Source organism: Leptospira fluminis (genome assembly GCF_004771275.1).
In the GTDB taxonomy this organism is placed as follows: Bacteria; Spirochaetota; Leptospiria; order Leptospirales; family Leptospiraceae; genus Leptospira_B; species Leptospira_B fluminis.
Genome location: NZ_RQEV01000001.1, coordinates 139,895 through 156,337, shown reverse-complemented (window position 1 = coordinate 156,337; position 16,443 = coordinate 139,895). Strand labels below are relative to the sequence as shown.

At 47.9% G+C, this 16,443-nt stretch carries 17 protein-coding genes; 12 read left to right on the top strand and 5 right to left on the bottom strand.

Going from position 1 to position 16,443, the window contains the following annotated elements; all coding sequences use genetic code 11:
* On the top strand, positions 1–336 hold the full coding sequence (locus tag EHO61_RS00815) for a DUF1292 domain-containing protein (protein WP_135811741.1): 336 nt from the start codon (positions 1–3) through the stop codon (positions 334–336).
* An 80-nt stretch (positions 337–416) separates the two neighbouring features.
* The gene (locus tag EHO61_RS00810; RefSeq protein WP_135811740.1) at positions 417–1,889 is read left to right on the top strand and encodes a potassium/proton antiporter; all 1,473 of its coding nucleotides are present in this window, start codon (positions 417–419) and stop codon (positions 1,887–1,889) included.
* Between the two features lie 64 nt (positions 1,890–1,953).
* Here the strand turns inward: EHO61_RS00810 and EHO61_RS00805 are convergent, their stop codons facing one another.
* Complete coding sequence (locus tag EHO61_RS00805) at positions 1,954–2,697, bottom strand: motility protein A (RefSeq protein WP_135811739.1); 744 nt, start codon at positions 2,695–2,697, stop codon at positions 1,954–1,956.
* A 532-nt stretch (positions 2,698–3,229) separates the two neighbouring features.
* On the opposite strand from EHO61_RS00805, the gene EHO61_RS00800 reads away from it, so the two are divergent.
* From EHO61_RS00800 to EHO61_RS00765, 8 genes are all read left to right on the top strand, one after another.
* On the top strand, positions 3,230–4,780 hold the full coding sequence (locus EHO61_RS00800) for a cellulose synthase family protein (RefSeq protein ID WP_135811738.1): 1,551 nt from the start codon (positions 3,230–3,232) through the stop codon (positions 4,778–4,780).
* An 88-nt stretch (positions 4,781–4,868) separates the two neighbouring features.
* The gene (locus tag EHO61_RS00795) at positions 4,869–5,150 is read left to right on the top strand and encodes a hypothetical protein (protein ID WP_010414765.1); all 282 of its coding nucleotides are present in this window, start codon (positions 4,869–4,871) and stop codon (positions 5,148–5,150) included.
* An 8-nt stretch (positions 5,151–5,158) separates the two neighbouring features.
* On the top strand, positions 5,159–6,310 hold the full coding sequence (locus EHO61_RS00790) for a 4Fe-4S dicluster domain-containing protein (RefSeq protein WP_135811737.1): 1,152 nt from the start codon (positions 5,159–5,161) through the stop codon (positions 6,308–6,310).
* A 46-nt stretch (positions 6,311–6,356) separates the two neighbouring features.
* Positions 6,357–7,208, top strand: coding sequence for a hypothetical protein (locus EHO61_RS00785; protein ID WP_246031931.1), 852 nt, complete (start codon positions 6,357–6,359; stop codon positions 7,206–7,208).
* The gene (locus EHO61_RS00780) at positions 7,183–7,638 is read left to right on the top strand and encodes a PTS sugar transporter subunit IIA (RefSeq protein ID WP_135767625.1); all 456 of its coding nucleotides are present in this window, start codon (positions 7,183–7,185) and stop codon (positions 7,636–7,638) included. Before EHO61_RS00785 ends, EHO61_RS00780 begins: the two co-directional genes overlap by 26 nt.
* Before the next feature lie 12 nt (positions 7,639–7,650).
* Positions 7,651–8,553, top strand: a complete 903-nt coding sequence (locus EHO61_RS00775) for an ABC transporter permease (RefSeq protein WP_135811735.1) — start codon at positions 7,651–7,653, stop codon at positions 8,551–8,553.
* Entirely contained in the window at positions 8,550–9,320 is a 771-nt protein-coding gene (locus EHO61_RS00770) for an ABC transporter permease (RefSeq protein ID WP_135811734.1), read from the top strand. The genes EHO61_RS00775 and EHO61_RS00770 overlap by 4 nt, the downstream gene beginning before the upstream one ends.
* Complete coding sequence (locus tag EHO61_RS00765; protein WP_135811733.1) at positions 9,317–10,945, top strand: PEGA domain-containing protein; 1,629 nt, start codon at positions 9,317–9,319, stop codon at positions 10,943–10,945. The genes EHO61_RS00770 and EHO61_RS00765 overlap by 4 nt, the downstream gene beginning before the upstream one ends.
* On the opposite strand, the gene EHO61_RS00760 is transcribed toward EHO61_RS00765, so the two are convergent.
* Together EHO61_RS00760 and aroE are read right to left on the bottom strand one after the other, a co-directional pair.
* Positions 10,933–12,219 carry a folylpolyglutamate synthase/dihydrofolate synthase family protein gene (locus tag EHO61_RS00760; protein ID WP_135811732.1) on the bottom strand — a complete coding sequence of 429 codons (1,287 nt, stop codon included), beginning with the start codon at positions 12,217–12,219 and terminating at the stop codon, positions 10,933–10,935. The genes EHO61_RS00765 and EHO61_RS00760 overlap by 13 nt on opposite strands.
* A 5-nt stretch (positions 12,220–12,224) precedes the next feature.
* Entirely contained in the window at positions 12,225–13,091 is an 867-nt protein-coding gene (gene aroE / locus EHO61_RS00755; RefSeq protein WP_135811731.1) for a shikimate dehydrogenase, read from the bottom strand.
* Positions 13,092–13,161: 70 nt separating this feature from the next.
* Between aroE and EHO61_RS00750 the strand changes: the two genes are divergently transcribed.
* Positions 13,162–13,557, top strand: a complete 396-nt coding sequence (locus tag EHO61_RS00750; RefSeq protein ID WP_135767631.1) for a hypothetical protein — start codon at positions 13,162–13,164, stop codon at positions 13,555–13,557.
* A gap of 7 nt (positions 13,558–13,564) precedes the next feature.
* Here EHO61_RS00750 and EHO61_RS00745 read toward each other — a convergent pair whose 3' ends face one another.
* Together EHO61_RS00745 and EHO61_RS00740 are read right to left on the bottom strand one after the other, a co-directional pair.
* Positions 13,565–14,362: a glycosyltransferase family 2 protein gene (locus EHO61_RS00745; RefSeq protein ID WP_135811730.1), complete on the bottom strand. Its 798-nt coding sequence runs from the start codon at positions 14,360–14,362 to the stop codon at positions 13,565–13,567.
* Entirely contained in the window at positions 14,363–15,055 is a 693-nt protein-coding gene (locus EHO61_RS00740; protein WP_135811729.1) for a histidine kinase, read from the bottom strand.
* 25 nt (positions 15,056–15,080) lie between these two features.
* Here EHO61_RS00740 and EHO61_RS00735 point away from each other — a divergent pair, with 25 nt between their 5' ends.
* The gene (locus tag EHO61_RS00735; RefSeq protein WP_135811728.1) at positions 15,081–16,430 is read left to right on the top strand and encodes an amidohydrolase family protein; all 1,350 of its coding nucleotides are present in this window, start codon (positions 15,081–15,083) and stop codon (positions 16,428–16,430) included.
* Positions 16,431–16,443: the final 13 nt, after the last annotated feature.

Here is a 16,443-nt window from a genome sequence, read left to right as displayed (position 1 = left end):
ATGTTCGAAGAAGAAGATCCCAGATCCCGATCCGAAGTTTCGGAATTAGGAGAAGAATTGCTAAACCTACTCGACGAGGAAGGCAATTCTCATTCGTTCCTGATCGGTGAAGTAGTGGAAGTCGACGAGGCACAATATTTTCTTCTGATTCCTACGACCGAAGAGGATCGCGATCTGGTAAATCTGGACGTCGGCTTTCTGAAAGGAGAGGAAAGTTTCGGATATTTTGCAGTTCGGATCCAAGCGGACGAATACGGAGAGGATCGCCTGATCGAAGTGACGGAAGAGAGAGAATTGGAGGACCTTTTGTACGAACTGAATTCCGATGTCGTATAAAAAATCTAGCTCCGCGATGAGACGGAAAAAAACAGTTCGTAAAAAATTCTCCCTTTCGGAAAGTATCGCCTGGTAATCCGATGGAATTCGAGTTCACAATACTTGCGTTATCCGGTTTGATCATCGTCAGTATCGGTCTGCTCCGGGTTTCCACCAAATTCGGAGTCCCTGCTCTCCTGATTTTCTTATCTATCGGAATGTTTGCCGGGTCCGACGGAGTTCTGGGCATTCCCTTTTCCGATGCGGAGCTGGCCCGCAAAGTAGGATCGATCGCGTTGGCCTATATCCTTTTTTCCGGAGGTCTGGAAACGGATTGGAACAAGGTTCGTCCCGTGCTTTGGATGGGGATTTCCCTAGGTTCCTTCGGAGTTTTGCTTACCTGTATCCTTGTCGGGTTGTTTTCCGTTTATGTTCTAGGATTTTCTCCCGTCGTAGGATTCCTGTTAGGCGCCGTAGTATCTTCCACCGATGCGGCCGCGGTATTCAACGTTTTACGGACTAGCAACACCGGAATGAGAAAGGGACTGACATCCCTTCTCGAACTTGAATCCGGGAGTAACGATCCTCTCGCGGTTCTTTTAACGACTACGATTTTGGGTTTTGTCGGTAATGATTCCCCTTCATGGGGACTCCTAGTTTGGGAGATCTTTAAACAATTCAGCCTCGGCATTCTGATGGGTCTCCTTTTGGGATATTGGATCTATCGGGGGATCAACAGAATTAAGTTGGATTACGAAGGATTGTATCCGGTCTTATTGTCAGCCTCGGTATTGTTCGTTTTCGCCTCCACGGAACTCATCGGAGGAAACGCCTTTCTCGCGGTTTATATCGCGGGAATCGTCATCGGCAACCGATCCTTCGTGCATAAACGAAGTAACGTACGTTTTATGGACGGAATCGGCTGGTTGATGCAGATAGTGATGTTCTTGACTTTGGGACTACTGGTTTTTCCTTCCCGTATTCCTCCCGTATTCGGAATGGGATTGGCATTTTCCATTTTCTTAATGTTAGTGGCGAGGCCGATTTCGGTTTGCATTTCCCTTATCGGTTTCGGCGTGGATTGGAAGGAGAAATTACTGATCTCTTGGGTGGGCCTACGCGGCGCGGCGCCCATTATTTTGGCTACCTTCCCGTACGCGAAATCTCTGCCGGAATCGGAGACGATTTTTCACTTGGTCTTCTTTACCGTTTTGACTTCCTTATTGTTGCAAGGTAGCACCATCCCGTTCGTGGTCCGCCTTTTAGGTCTACAGGCGGCTTTAGAACAGCGCGCTTCGTATCCGTTCGAATTCGAGAATAAGGACCAAAGCGATACCCAGTTGCTGGAGTATATCGTTCCGTACGGCTCCGCTTCCGTAGGTAAGTTCGTTTACGAATTGGATTTTCCGGAAAATTCCCTGATCACTTTGATTTATCGCGGAGAAACCCATCTGGTTCCGACGGGTAAGACCAAGATGGAGGACGGGGACGTGCTTCTCGTTTTGACTCCCGTAGGTGCCGAGGGAGAGATTCGGGAAATTCTTTCCAGGATGAGCGACCGTAAAAACACTTAGTCGGGTGAATCGAGTTACTTGATACGTTATGTGCTCTTTGTTTGTGCGATGTAGAAAATCCGAATTAACGGGCCTCTTCCAGGAAAGGGGCCATTCGCTCCGCTAGGATTCTGCGATTGTCTCCTGTTTGCAGGGAGATAATTCCCCGAATCATCGCTTGTCTTCTGTTACTTCTGACTCTGGCCCAACTTTTGATTCTGTTCGCTAACGGAAAATACAATAAGTTCGCGAAAGAAATTCCGTAAAAAGTCGCGATAAAGGCGGTTGCAATTCCTTCTCCCAAAGCTCTTGTGCCGGCGCCTAAATTTTCCAATACACCCACTAGGCCGAGAACGGTTCCTATGATTCCGATCGTGGGGGAGAACCCGCCGGCGGTTTCGAGAATTTTCGCGGAGCGGATTTCTTTTTCTTCCAAGCCTTCCGCCGCTTCGAATAGAATCTCTTCTACGGCTCGCGGGTCGGTTCCGTCTACGATCAATTGGATTCCTTTCCTTAAAAAAGAATCCGGTACTGAAGATAATCTATCTTCTAAAGAGAGAAGGCCGTTTTTTCTAGCTCGTTCGGCAAAATCCAAAAAAAGATCCGTTAAGGAGAATTCTTTTTTAGGGAATAGTGCCTCCCTTAAATGAAACGCCATGGTTGCGAATTCTTCCACTCGATAACTGGCGAATGTTGCTCCGGCAGTTCCTCCCAAAATCAGAATCAGGGCGGATATTTTTAAGAAGGATAGGAAATGCGCCTCTTCCAGGGCGATGGCAAATAGGACGGAAGCAAAGGCGGCTAGGATTCCTAGTAAGGAGGATCGCACGGAGCTAAATTAGGTGATCGCTTTTTGGGGACAAGCGTTTTAGGGGCCCCACCCGGCTCTGGGTGGGGGCCGGTGCGGTGGTACCCCGGCGTACTCCGAAGCGCGAACTCCGGACCAGGTATCAGAATTTTATCGTTTCGACAAGAATGTTTTTCTCGAATTGTTGTAGGAGGTCCCCACATGAAAGAATTGAAAAAAGGAGTTGCGAAAGTGTTTTTGCGATGGGGAAGCAAACGGCGCGGTCCCGCCCTACCTCCACCAGGTGGGACCTCAAATCCCCACCCATTAGTGTACTAGTCCCGCGTCTTTTTCCCCAAAAATCCCAAAAAACGTTCCCCTAGGCTAAGGTTGGCTTTTTGATTTCCGATACTCTAAGCGGATGGACCACAACCTCCCTGGTTGAGGAACCTCCACTGCGAATTTTCACTTCTAACCGAGGGGGCGGGTCCTCCGTCCTCTTGATTTTTCCCGTTTCCATGTTGCACCGCAAAACCCGTTGACTTTTTCGCCTATATCGAAAGTTTTGACACAAATGTTGACTGCGGTAACCGTCCTGTTTCTTGCCATTTATGCCTTGGATATTCTCGGGCTGTTTTTCTTCGGGATCCACACGTATATTATGGTGTATTTGTATAAGAAATACAATACGAACTGTGATACGGACCCGACTAGAACTCTTTCCTTGGAAGATCCGAACCTGCCCAAAGTCACGGTCCAACTTCCGATATTCAACGAATTCTACGTTGTGGATCGATTGATCGATTCCACGGCGGCATTGAAATACCCGAAAGACAAATTAGAAATCCAGGTTTTGGACGATTCCACCGATGAAACCGTTCAAAAAGCGGCAAATCTGGTCGCGCAATACCGGGCCCAAGGATTCAATATCAGCCACCTTCACAGAACGAACAGGGTGGGTCACAAAGCGGGAGCCCTGGATGCAGGGATGAAGGAAAGTACCGGCGATTTCATCGCGATTTTCGACGCGGATTTTATTCCGGATCCGGATTTTCTTTTGAAAACCATGTCTTATTTTGACGATCCCGAGATCGGGATGGTGCAGGCCCGTTGGGGACATATCAACGCAGATTATAATATTCTAACGAAAGCCCAAAGTTTCGGAATCGACGGTCACTTTATGATCGAACAGGTGGCTCGCAACGGAGCGAAACTTTGGATGAACTTCAACGGAACCGCGGGAACTTGGAGAAAAAAGACCATTGCGGACGCCGGCGGCTGGGAACACGATACCCTCACCGAGGATTTCGATCTTTCTTACCGCGCGGAATTGAAAGGGTGGAAATTCCGTTATTTCAAAGACGTGGTCTGTCCTGCGGAAATCCCCGCTATGATGTCCGCTTATAAGTCCCAACAGTTCCGTTGGTGTAAAGGTTCCATCCAAACTGCAGTCAAACTTCTCCCCAGAATCTGGAAAGCGGACCTTCCTTGGAAAACCAAAGCCGAAGCGGTCACCCACCTAATCAATTACTCCGTTCACCCTCTCATGATCATCAATATTCTATTTAGCGCTCCTTTGCTTTTGATGGAATATTGGTCCGGGTTCAGTTTTTATGATCTTCCGTTGGAGGTTTTATCCGGCACTGCGGCTGTTCTTTCCGTAGGTTCGGTAGGGCCTCTCTTCTTTTACGCATATTCTCAGAAAACCCTATACAAGGATTGGAAGCGCAGGTTGGTCTACCTTCCCGTATTGATTATGGTCGGAACGGGAATCGCCGTAGTAAATACTCGGGCTTGGCTGGAAGCGGTTTTGGGAATCCAATCTTCCTTTAAACGGACTCCGAAACTCAGGATAGAGAAGAATTCCGACTCGGTCCGGGAAAGATTGAAATACACCGTTCCTTTGGATTTTCACGTAGTATTGGAATTCCTGCTGGGAGCTTATTGTCTCTTTTCCGTCGCCTTATCTTTCTTGGTCGGACGTCCTTATATCGTAGGTTTCCTATTGGTCTATGGAATCGGGTTTTTCTTCGTTTCTTTCCAGTCTTTCCGGGAAGCCGCTTGGAAATACAAGGCCTCTCAGGAAGAGGGAGCGTCCCAGGAAGAAGTTCCGCAAGAAGCCTAATCGGCTTCTTTACGGGGAATAGAAACGGGTTGACTCCCGTAGGCTAAGCCTAAATCTGTCAAATTACCCCCAGGAAACAGGATAATCGATGAGCGAGAAAGTCTATTGCGCCAACTGTCTGCATTGCGTAACCGTAAGGCAGTATGAATCCGAGGCGGACAAATACATCCTCCGGGTCAAATGCACCAAAAAGAAATGGTCCAAACGTTCCGGAGAGGAAAAACTTTATAAGTATTTTACCGTTGCACGTCGTATGCAAACCGATTGCGAATTTTACGAGCCGATGGGAGAAATTCTGCCTTACATCAAAAATTTGAAGAAAGAATTACCCATTAAAGACGAAATCTATATGGTTAAGTCGCCTAATTAAAAAGGGCATTGTTCGCAAAACCGTTCCTCCTCAAACCCAGAACCGTCAAAGATACGGGCATCCGAAAGACGGTTCTGGATGAACCTTATACCTTAGCCCCCGAAGGCGGGGCACTTCTGCTGAAAGAATTTCCCGCCAGGGTCAAGGTAGGCGATCCACTTTTTCAACAATCTTCCGGTACGGTTTTGTCTCCGGTAAACGGAGTGGCTTCCTTAGCTCGCGAAGAAAACGGAACGAAAATCCGTATTACCCAGGACGGAACCTTTCCGTCGCGTAAGGAACCCCAGCCAAAGCGCTGGAACAAGCAGGACGCATGCGACGCGATGGATTCGCTCGGGATCGTGTCTCTGGATTTTTGCGAAAAGCCTTTGTCCAGTTTCTTCCGGAATTCTGTTCCTCCGAAAATCATCCTACTCTCTCCTTACACGAGAACCCAAAACATAGATTTCGGTTCCCGACTTTCCGAAATGTCCGACTGTCATCAGGCGTTTTTGCAAGCTCTTGCCGATTGGTTCCCTGGCGTAACGATCCGGGATTATATTTCGGATAAGAAACCTCCCGTCCGCGAATACTCGTATCCGTGGGGAATTCCGGAGTATTTCACTTATCGAACGGAACGGATTCCGTTTCAGAAATTTTCGGAGGCTCTGTATTTGGGTCCGGAAACCTTATATCATCTGTATAAGGCTCTGTTTTCGGATTTTCCTTTTATCGAAAGGGATGCGAGTCTCTTTTTCCTGGGTAAGAATGGAGGATTGCGAAAAGCGCAAAAGCCGTTAGCCTTTCGCAACGGACAGAACCTGAAATTTTTATTCGAGGAATTTCAGAATGATTTCCGTTGGTTTACCTTGAATTCCTTTTATGAGAACCATCCTGTCCGCAGTGTAGGAGAGAGTTTTTATTTTGATATCCGTCTCCATTCTTCCCTGATTCTTCTCGCAAGGCATGACGCGAATCGTTCCGAGTTTCCTTGCGTGGAATGCGGAGAATGTTCTTTGAATTGTCCTACAAAAGCGAATCCTATGGCGCTAGTGGGATTCCGAGGAAAATTCCAGCCCGGCCTATGTATGGAGTGCGGCATATGCACTTTCGTCTGTCCGTCGTCGATTTCCTTACGAGACCGGATCCGTTCCTTCAAAGAGGACAGGCGTGGCGTTTAGCTTTATACTTTCGACGGGAAGAGGGTTTTTTCGTCGGAAGGACCTGTTGTTTCCCGATATTTTGGCAAGCGTCGTCTGCCTGCTCGTTCTTTGTATCGGTTCGAGGAATATCGTATTGGTCGGAATCGCGCTCGGAGTTTCTTGGGCCCTAGGAGCCGTGGCGTATTTTCTTTTTACCGGCCAGAAATCCTACGGATTGTATTGGGTGAACCAGGGTCTTTATTTTTCCCTATTGGTTCCCCAGGACCAAAGGTATTCTTTACAAATCGTATTTGCCGTTCTAATCGGATTCGGACTTTGGTGGACTGCGGAACGGAATCTGAGAGTTCGGTTTCCCTTAGCGTTGGTCCAGATATCGGTTTTTCTTCTACTCTATCTTTTGCCGGGAATCTCTTTTTGGGAGGAATCCATGGGGTCTCGGTTTCGCGATCCGAACTTCGTAGACTTTTACACTTCCGGAATCTTTGCGAACCTTCCTCTTTCCGGGGTTCGGTTTTCGGCTTTGGAAGCGGCCGGCGGATACGGAGTCATTCTTCTCCTTCCGATTTTATTAAAACGTCCTCTCGCTTTTCTTTTGTGGATTTTTTTCGGAGCTTTGCTCTGTTTTTGGACGGTCAAATCCGGAATTCCGGCTTCCGAGTTCGTCTCGGAACCGGTTTGGGGGACAAGCGTTGCTTTTGCTTTGGCTCTATCTCTTCCGGGTCGAAATACCGAATCCGCCTTACCGATCTCTTTTTTAGCCTTGCTTCCCGTTGCCGCGGGAATTTTTTTACTTTCCCCGGAAACCGTACCGGCATTCACTTGGGTCCCGTCGTTTTTTTTCATTGAATCCGTTTTGATTCGTATTTTCCTAGGAGATAGGATAGAGAAGCATGAACCAGCTGATGGCTTTAATTAAGCCTGAGACCGTGATGTTCGATTTGGAAGGCTCTTCGAAAGAAGAAGTGATTTCCCGACTTTTGCAAAAAGCGGTCGAAGCAAAATTGATCGAACCCGAGGTTCGAGAACCGGTCTTTGAATCCTTGCTCGCGAGGGAAAAGTCCATGTCTACGGGGATCGGCAGCGGGGTCGCGATCCCTCACTGTTCGGTAAATTTGGTGGAAGAGTTGAAATGCGTGATGGGACTTTCTCCCGGTGGAATCGACTTCGACGCCATAGACCATCTTCCGGTTCACATTTTCATACTATTAATCGTTCCTAAATCCAAATTCCAAGAACATATAAAAACTCTAGCTCAGATCGCCAAAACCCTTAACGTTAAGGACGATCGGGAGAAGCTGGTTCATTCCAAAAATTTCGAGGAAATTCGGAAAGCCTTTACTCCTTAAGGATCTCCGACCTTGTTAGAAGAAGTCCGGCGTTTTTTGGCTTTCGTTTTGTTGCTTTCCGCCGTTTCGGTTTTGTTTTCCCATCTCCGATCCTTGGACCGCAGATTTTTATTCGCGGATTCCGGCATCTCGGAGGAGGACAGCAGGGATTTTTCCGGAGGGAGGAATTTTCTCGATTCTTATCTTTTGTTCTGGAAAGGGATCCTCATTTTGGATCTGGGCAAAACGGAGTCGGGTGATCCAGTTCTGAGTCATCTCAGTTCCAGGTTTTTGCCCACCCTGCATTTAGCGGTCTTTTCCATTTTTTGGAGCGTGATTTTTGCCGTCGGACTTTCCTTCCTCGTTCTTTTTCTAGATTCCTCTTGGCTTAGGGGGTTCCTGGATGCGTCGAGTCGATTGGTTCTCTCGACTCCCGTATTTGTCGCAGCAGTCATACTCTTGACGGTTTTCTTTTTCATTCTAGGTGTGTTGCCTCCCGGAGGATACGAATCTGGAGAAACGGTTTATGTGATTCTTCCGGGGATCGCTTTGGGTTCGCGGGTATGGGCGAGATTGTTTCGATTTTCCTTAAGCATGGCGGAAACGGAATCGGATTCCGCGTATGTGAGAGTACTAAAGGCCAGAGGATATTCGGAACTTCGGATCCTATTCCGTCATGTTCTTCCGAAAATCCTGCCCGTCCTGTTGGTTTTGATTTTCTTGGATTTTAGTTCTCTTCTGTCCGGAGCCATCGTGGTGGAGGAGATATTCTTCTTTCCCGGCATCGGAAAGTCCATGTACCACGCGATACGAACTATGGACGTTTCCCTGCTCTCCGCTTTGCTTTTTTATAGCGGGATGATCTTTTATATTCTTAGCAGAATTTCGGAAAAATTCCGCGATTCCCTATTGGGATGGGAAACCCAGTCAGCATGAAATCCGCGGAATTCCTACATATCGGAATCGTAATGTTATTTCTGACGGTCGTAGTCGCAGGAATCCTGTTCCATTCCCCTCCGACCCAAGCGGAGTTAAATGAGTCCTTTCGTTCCATCTCTTGGGACGCTCCGATGGGCAAGGACCGTTTAGGTCGGGACGTTTGGGCAATGTTGGGGTACGGTAGTCTTTCCACTTTTCTTTTTGCCGTGCCTGCCAGAATTTTCACTTTGGCCTTGGCGAGCGGTTTCGGACTTCTCTCCTATTCTAGTCCGTTTTTACAGAGAAATTTTCTGGCTCCTCTTTCCTCCGTTTTTATCTCCATTCCCTCCTTGCTTCTTGCGCTGTTGGTAGTCCAGGTATTCGGAGCCGGTCCGTTTTCCCTTTTTATCGCGATCCTACTCGGGGATTGGGCCCAAGCCTACGAGACTTTGAAGGCTAGGATAGACGAAGCGAGTACGAGCGGTTACGTCACTGCGGCACAATGTTTCGGAGCCGGTAAATTTTACGTTTTTCGAAACCATATCCTACCGCAGGCTTTTCAGTTACTGCGAGTTCTCATGACAACAGGTCTTCCTTCGGTCGTTATGACTTTGGCGATCTTCGGTTTCTTGGGTATTTCCGAAGGAGGAGATTTTTTCGGACCGGGATTGGGGGAACAAATCGCCTTTTCCAAAGATTATGCCGAATCCGCACCTTGGGCTTTGGTAGTTCCCGTTTTCGGCATCCTTGGATTGGTGTATTCCGTGGGCGGTAGAAAGAATTGATCCTCCGTTTCCCCAAAAAATTCTGCGCGGTTTTGGCCTTATGCGGATTTTTGGCTCTCCCGCAGGGAGGAACTTTGTGGGCAGTGGACGACTATTACGATTTTCCCGGGATTTCCTCTCGCGAAAAAATCGAATTCGAAAGGGAAAGGAAACTTTGCTTTTTTCCGCTTAGAAACATCACCGGGGACTCGAATTTGGATTTCTATTCCGCAGGATACGCTTCCGTGCTTTATTCCGGTTTGAAATCAGTGGTTCAGATCTACGACGAAAACGCCCTTCCGACGGTAATCCAACATTCCTTCGGCAAGCAGGACGCTTCTCCGGTGTCGTCCCTAAAAGAGGACGAATGGGACGGGGAAAAATTGAATCGTCTGAAGGAAGGAAAAATTCCTCTTTCCGTCAAAAAGGATCCGCGGTACTTATCCTTACGATCCGAGCCTTTCGAATCGGAGTCCGCTCCCGACGAGTCTGCCGCCATTCCTTTGGCGAAAAAGAACAATTGCTTTTACACGGTGACGGGGGAATTCGAAAGGAGCTCTCAGGAAGAACTGAAGATACGCATTTTTCTTCGTTCCTTTAAAGACGGATCTAAGAAGGCGTTTTCCCATAAAACGAGCATTAGGCGATCCTACCAGGAGATGAATCCCTTAGTGGTGGAATTGAAAAATTTCGTTTTGGGAAAATCCACCTTACGTCTCTCCGTACGGTCGGAAAGCACTTTGGGATCTCTCGTTTTTTTGGACGGCAATTATATCGGTAAAACGCCTTTAGTTCGGGACGATATCCTTCCCGGGTTGCACGAGGTTCGGGTCACCCGAGACGGCTTCGACGATTGGAAGGGAGACGTCGATATGAGGACTTCCTCGAAGGAAATCCAAGTCCAATTGTTTCGGGAAAAGAAGGAAGGATTGCTTTCCGTCACTTCGGATCCTCCGGGAGCTACGGTCTATTTCGGTTCCCAGAATCTAGGGGTAACTCCCTTGACAAAGGTTCCCGTAAAAGTGGGGTGGAACAGGCTAAGAGTCGCTAAGGAGGAATACGTCGACTCGTTAAAAGGAGTGGAAATCAAAAAAGGGGAGAATTCGGAGATTTCCGTCTCTTTGAAAAAAGGGGATTCGGTTTCTTATTATAAAAATAAAAAATACGTTTTCATGGATCACACGTACGATGATTTTGCGATCTATTCCCTCTACGGGACCCTTCTGTTTTACGCAGGTTATTATTATTTCAACCTGAAGGCGGATTCCGTTTTGGAGGGTGCGCGGCCCATGACGAACGCGATGACTCTGACGGGTCTCGCTAGTCTCGCCCAATCCTCCCCGAATTTGAACACTTTTACCGCTGCGTATCTCTATCAGTACAATATCTTTAGTCAGGCCGAAGCCAAGGCGAATTATTACCGGGATTTAGGAGGAGTATTTTCGCAGCAGAGAGGTTTTCACGGCGGATTTATGCTATACGGGATCGCGGCTATGTTGGCGCTTAGCGTCACTTTTTATTGGTTGGGTTTGGACTCGGAAACTTTGGACGTCGGAGTCGCTCCCGTAAAGACACCTTACTTCGTCAAAGGTCTGGAAAACCGGCCGGAGACCGAGACTTACGCAAGGTTCAATTATCGTTTCTGATCCCTGCCAGGGAGATCCCTTAAGGCATCTATTACATATTTATAAAGTCGAAAACTGCCCAATACCAACACTCCTTTGCCCGAAAAAGAAAACAATTTGTTCGAAAAATCCGAAGGATGTAATAGAAAGGATTCGTATCCTTTCGGAAGTTTAAATTCCTCTCCTCCTAAAAAGGTCGCTTCCGTACCGTTTTTCCTACAATAAGATAGGATTTCCTCCGCCATGGTTTCTCCGTCCTTGTCCGGAAGGAATCCGGCGATCACGTTCGCAGATTTGCGGGAAAATCGGAGGGATGCGTCTTCCAGAGTTGTCCTTACGGCGTCCGGATTGTGTGCGGGGTCGAAGACGATCTCCGGATCGATGGAGAGCAATTCCAATCTGCCTGGCGGAGGGAAAAAGCGAATTTCGGAATCTCCGAAAAGGGCCAGATCCGTTTTTCCGGAAAGCCAGCTCGTATCTGGCAAGGACGCGGTTTCGAGAAAGGGAAGGTGGTTTGAGAAAAAGCGGATCGCTTTTTCCGCTACCCATGCGGAAAAGTTCAGATTATAATCCAGGTAGGAGTTCTTCGTTGTCTTTTCGGGATAAAACGCGACTTCGATTCCTTTTGCCGCGCAGAAATCCCGAACGTCGGCGTCCAGATTTTCCTGGTGTTCCATGGACAGAAGCAATCTGGTCTTAGGTCCTGATATATTCAATTTTTCTTGTAGAATTTTCGCTTTCGTGTCCCCCAAGATGGATTTGTGGTCCTCTCCGATGGAGCATAATACGACCAAATCCGCCTCTGCGAGCCGGGTCGCGTCCAGTCTTCCCCCTAACCCCGCTTCGAAGATCTGAACTTCCAAATTCTCCGATTCGAAATGTACGAACGCTCCCAGAGTAAACCACTCGAACCAAGACAATTCGGAAAGTTCGGAAAGATTCGATTTTTGGAATATACGATCTCCTAACGCCTGTAGATCCCGATCGGAAATCGGCGCGAGATCGGGACTTTTCCTGATCCGCTCTCTCGGATCGAGAAGGTGAGGGGAAGTGTAGAGGCCCGTGCCTAATCCTAAGCGCGTAAAAATCTGGGATAGAAAATGGGATACGGATCCTTTGCCGTTCGTTCCTACTACGGAAATTCGAAGACGGGGATTCCTCCGTTCTCTCCATCCGTACTTATCCAGAAAAATCCGGAAAGACTCCAGGGAATATTCTTTGAATACGTTGAAGTTTCTGGTCTTTTCCAGATTGATCAATTTGGAGCCGAATTCTAAAAAGCCGGATTCCTGCATGCGTATTATTTCGTTTTTAAAGCGGAGAGCAATCTTTGTCTTCCGCGTTCCACATGTTCCGCTCCCAACGGGATTCCCGTAAAAAGTCGGAACTGTTCCACCGCTTGGTAGAGGAGCATTTCCGTTCCCGGGATGATCGTCGCTCCGGAGCTTCGAGCCGCTTCCACTAAAGGAGTGACAAGAGGGTTGTATACGATATCGAATACCGTCTGCCCCTTCCGAAAAAAGGAAGAGTCCAAGATGGGACCCGGACTTTGTCCTTTCATTCCTAAGGGTGTCGTGTGGACGACTAGAGAGAATTCCCGCGATCCGTTTTTTACGGAATCCAGGCTTGAAAAGGAGGAAGATCCGGATTTCACCCGGTTTAAGAGTCGGACGACTTCCGTTCCCGTGGCTTCGTTTCGCGAACTGATCGTTACATCCGACACGTTCGCGGATTGGAGTAAGGCAAATCCGATTCCTCTCGCGCTTCCTCCGCTTCCCAGAACCAGCACGTTTCCCCCTAGGGAATCGGGAGCCGATTCTAAAATCGCCCGAACAGCTCCGAGTCCGTCGGTATTGAAAGCGTGTACTCCGTCTTCGCCTAATACGAGTGTGTTGCTTGCCTGCATCGCTTGAGAAGCGGGATCGGTTTTGTCGGCGAGATCGTACGCAGTTTCTTTGTGGGGTATGGTTACGGAAAGGCCTTTTACTCCGAACTTACGTAAGACTCTAAGGTCGTTTTTGTCTACGGACGTAACAGGAAAGACAAAATAGGCGCAATCTAGACCTAAGTCCTGGTACCATCCTTCATGCAGTAAGGGTGAAAGGGTATGGGAAAGCGGATTTCCGAGGATGCCGAAATATTGGGAACTGTCTCTGAAGATTTTCAATTGGGATCGGACCTTTTTTTTCGCTAAAATTCTCGACTTTATCCCAAAACCCGGAAAACCTGTAAACTAGATGGGGATCCTGGCTTCGTTCTACGATTTTCTTCCTTCCTTCGGCACTCAACCTTTTTTAGTCTTGGCCGCATTCTCCGTTGGATGGTGGACTCCTTTTACCAACGCACTTTTCGTTATCGGAATCAGCGGTGGTCTGGCCTGGTATTTCTATTTTTACAAACGCAAGGATCTTTTGGGCGGCTTTTGGGTCGCTTTTCTGGTGGCCCTATTGGGTTCCCTCATCATCCTTTCGATTTTTCAGGACATCATACGCGATGTGGTATTTTGGCTGATCTCACCGAAGGTCGGAATTTACCAGCTCTCCAACGTGAATCTGATTGCGGTTCTGATCGGAGGCTATTTTGCCCTCTATATCATGAATCGGATCAATCATAATAAGGAAAGAAGGGATTAATTTCCGCTTAATCCTTTTTCGAAACGTTTTTATTCGTATTCTTTCCGATCTGCTCAGCTAGAAACATCTCGAAAATCTTCGTATATTTTAGAAAATTATAATAAAATCCCATTATGGCGAGAATTAATCCGCGCCTTCCGTCCAAAAATCCGCAACGTACGAAGTACATCCAAAAGGATTTATATCCGGCTTCCGCTAAAGCCAGAAAAAGTCCGGAGCGTTTTCCTTTCGCGAATTTTTCCGTAGCGGCCAATTCCGAGTAGCTGTTGATGAAATTCACGTGATCGAATAGATTCTGATAGGAATAATGCAGCACGGGGTTTTTTAATTTCCCCATTTTCCCGTCGAGTTTTACGGATTCATGAACCTTTTCACCTATGAATCTACCCTTGGATTTTCTGAACAATCTCACTCGGCGGTTCGGATACCAACCGCCGTGTCGGATCCATTTTCCCATGTACATAGTCAATCTGGGAATGGAATATCCGTCCTCTTCCGGCTCGCGCCCTCCTAATACTTCGCGGATCTCCGCTTCCAACTCCGGAGAGATCTCCTCGTCGGCATCCACACTCAAAATCCATGCGTTTTTGGCCAGAGAGATCACGTGGTTCTTTTGGCCGACGTAATCGTCGAATTCCCGGAATACGAACTTAGCTCCCAATTTTTCCGCGAGTTCCTTGGTTTTATCCTTGGAACCGGAATCCAGGACGATGATCTCGTCCACAAATTTCAAAGAGGACAAGCACCGGGAAATATTGTCCTCTTCATTCAGGGTGATGATACAGGCGGAAATGGGAAGGGGCATTTAGGTGCGGGAAAAATCCTTGTCCCTTTCGGACTTAAAATTGCCAGTAAGAGGAATCTCCAGTCTTGCGATCGTCGATTCCTTACGAATTCCAATGCGGAAATAGGAAGGATCGATCCCTTCTCCTTTGAGCATAATCAATATCAAAGCGAGCCCGAGACCGGCGCCTTCCGTGTTGTCCGCGTTATCCAGGTAGAATTGTGCGATGTCCGCGTACTGCATCCCTTTTTCCAGTTTTTCTCTGAGGGATTTTTCTTCCTGGGGAGTGACCGGAGTGTTGTTGATCACTTCGATACGGATTCCGTCCAGGGAATAATCGAAATTGATGAGGCAGTAGTATCCTTTCTTTTTCGCCTTCTGTCCGAATTCCTCCGCCATCACTTCCGAAAATAATTCCCGGTATTCGGAAACGCCTTTGGCGTATTGGATTTCGTCGGTCAGGTCGTATCCTTTTTCCTCGAAGAAAATCCTTTTTTGATTTGCCTTGCAGGCATTGATCGATAACTCTTTAACGATCGTATAAATCGTCGGGACAAGTGTGGGATACGTGACTTTGTCCAGGATCAATTCGACCGCTTCCTGGATATGTTCCTCTACGGATCGGGTTATCCTGTGCGTCTTGAGGGATAAAATTCTTCCGTTTTCCACCGTCAGTCGGATGTTATCGGATATATCCCGGATTTCCTGACCCATTACCTTGAACTTTCCGGAACTCGATTTGTTTGTCAAGAGACTCATAAACGCCAGTCCAAAAAAGGTCTTCCTGCGTTCGCGCATCCTGTTTTTTACGAATCTGATTCTACTTTGCTCCGTCGGCTCGCTTCGGGCTCAGAGCTGGAATTGGAAGGGAGTGTTCGTACTCGAACCGGGATCGTTGGAATACAAAGGACCGGTGGATCTTTCCGTCAAAGACGGCTTGGTGGAAAAGATCGTACCTTCTTCCAAGGAGGGAACTCCGCTTTATCTTTTGCCCGGATTTTGTGACGCCAATGTCACTCTTGGGGCGAATTCCTTAGGCGGACAAAAAGATAAAAAGGAATTGGAAGAAGATTTACATTCGTTTTTGCTCCATGGATTCGTTTTGGTTCAAAGCGTAGCGGATGCAAATTGGGCCGAAGAATTCGCTCGTTATAGAAGACAGAAAGGCGAATTTCCGCAGATTCTCTCCTCTTCTCCGGTTTGGATCGCGGATTCTCCGGAATTACGGGGTTCCGAAACGGATCGAAAGGGATATAAAATCCTTCACTCTGCGGTCGAAGCGATGCAAGCCGTCGCTTCCAGGAGCGGGGGAAAGGCGCATATTTTTCTGAGACACGATCCCGGGGAATTGTTCCAGCTAGACGGGCATCTTCTGTATCGAATGCGGGCCAAAGCGGATTCCCAGAAGTTGGAATTGTCGGTTTCTTCCTTCGGGGAAGAGTTTGCCACTTGGGAGGCCTTGTCGGCCGGGGTTCACGTTCTCTATCATCCGATTCCGGAGACGGCTTCTATTGCCCCTGTCTCCGGAAATTTAGTCCAATCTTATTGGGGACCCATGTTCGGGGTGTATTATAATCAAAAGCAGGTCGGGACTTCCGAATTTTCGGCGGAATGGGATCATCTGCTCTCCTGGAGTCCGAAATTCAGGGAAAAAGCTCCGACAGCGGAATGGATTTCCTCTTTGAAAGGATTAAAAGAGAAGGAAAAAGCGGAGGCGGATCAGGAGTACGATTCCTATCTTGCGTTTCTGAATGCCCGCAAGAATCTGGCTTTAAAGATTCTTCTCGCTTCCGGCGCGGGAAATTATCTGACGTTTCCCGGAATTGCGGGATGGAAGGAGATCTCCTTACTGTCCAAGATCCTAGGGCCGAAGGAAGCGTTACGCGCGGCAACGGAAACCACATGTACGTATTTGGGCGCCGCGCACGAGGGGAAAATCCGAACGGGAAAATCCGCTCAGTTTTTGGTCTTCGAAGAGGATCCATTGACCGACTGGGGAAAATTACGCTCCTTGAAAACGATCGTAACGGAGCGGAAAAAAACGGAAATTGCTCCGGCCAAGAAAACGAAAGTGAAGGGAATTCGCTGATAAAGAGAGGAAG

What these genes read in the sequence shown, in the direction of transcription:
- EHO61_RS00740 (WP_135811729.1), bottom strand. Translation starts at nt 15,055, where the DNA reads ATGGGTCAGGAAATCCGGGATATATCCGATAACATCCGACTGACGGTG.
- EHO61_RS00760 (WP_135811732.1), bottom strand. Translation starts at nt 12,219, where the DNA reads ATGCAGGAATCCGGCTTTTTAGAATTCGGCTCCAAATTGATCAATCTG.
- EHO61_RS00780 (WP_135767625.1), top strand. Translation starts at nt 7,183, where the DNA reads ATGAACCAGCTGATGGCTTTAATTAAGCCTGAGACCGTGATGTTCGAT.
- EHO61_RS00750 (WP_135767631.1), top strand. Translation starts at nt 13,162, where the DNA reads ATGGGGATCCTGGCTTCGTTCTACGATTTTCTTCCTTCCTTCGGCACT.
- EHO61_RS00770 (WP_135811734.1), top strand. Translation starts at nt 8,550, where the DNA reads ATGAAATCCGCGGAATTCCTACATATCGGAATCGTAATGTTATTTCTG.
- EHO61_RS00810 (WP_135811740.1), top strand. Translation starts at nt 417, where the DNA reads ATGGAATTCGAGTTCACAATACTTGCGTTATCCGGTTTGATCATCGTC.
- EHO61_RS00745 (WP_135811730.1), bottom strand. Translation starts at nt 14,362, where the DNA reads ATGCCCCTTCCCATTTCCGCCTGTATCATCACCCTGAATGAAGAGGAC.
- EHO61_RS00815 (WP_135811741.1), top strand. Translation starts at nt 1, where the DNA reads ATGTTCGAAGAAGAAGATCCCAGATCCCGATCCGAAGTTTCGGAATTA.
- EHO61_RS00795 (WP_010414765.1), top strand. Translation starts at nt 4,869, where the DNA reads ATGAGCGAGAAAGTCTATTGCGCCAACTGTCTGCATTGCGTAACCGTA.
- EHO61_RS00800 (WP_135811738.1), top strand. Translation starts at nt 3,230, where the DNA reads ATGTTGACTGCGGTAACCGTCCTGTTTCTTGCCATTTATGCCTTGGAT.